The following is a 510-nucleotide window of genomic DNA, read 5'->3' as shown; positions in this document are numbered from 1 at the left end:
TGTTCTATACTAACAGTCGTGTCAAGTTCCCAACCATAAGAATCGAACAAATTCATCAATGTTTCGATTTTAGCTTTTTCTTTATCGGAATAACCGTTGTTGTTTATGTCCTCTTCATTGGTACATGACCCTAAGAATAACACAAAGGAAAAAGCAGTAGCTAATGATAATAAAAACTTTTTCATATAGTATACATTTAAAGTTTAGATATGGCAAATTTAAGAAATTATTTGTTATGTTGTCCTCTTTCTGTTAGATTTCTTTTAGTTTTCTCTTAATAGCGCCGATAACATATCCTTTGGGGTTTTCTGCCAGTCGTGCGCCTTTCTTCAATTCTCCCAAGAACCCCATGAAATCGGGAATACGGTTTTGTCCCTCGATAAGGGTTTTCTTGTTTTTGTTGATTTCATCAGACTTGAAGTCAAAGGAGAATTTAAGGTAGTCATATACGTTGTTTTCCAGCTGGAGCCGTGCTGTAACTTTAGCCATGCGCGCTTGTTCCTGCAGCGC

Annotated in this window: 2 protein-coding genes; both read right to left on the bottom strand. The window is 36.7% G+C overall.

Annotation, left to right across the window (positions count from 1 at the left end; all coding sequences use genetic code 11):
- The coding region (locus ACFFUV_RS24240) for a hypothetical protein (RefSeq protein ID WP_512701423.1) at nt 1-185 on the bottom strand (185 nt) is incomplete at its 3' end.
- Nucleotides 186-252: 67 nt separating this feature from the next.
- A partial coding sequence (locus tag ACFFUV_RS24235; protein WP_512701422.1) for a hypothetical protein occupies nt 253-510 on the bottom strand: 258 nt, incomplete at its 5' end.

This window comes from Vibrio olivae (assembly GCF_042428525.1).
Lineage (GTDB): Bacteria > Pseudomonadota > Gammaproteobacteria > Enterobacterales > Vibrionaceae > Vibrio > Vibrio olivae.
Note: the sequence above shows the minus strand (reverse complement) of the source record. Positions and strands in the feature narration are given on the sequence as shown.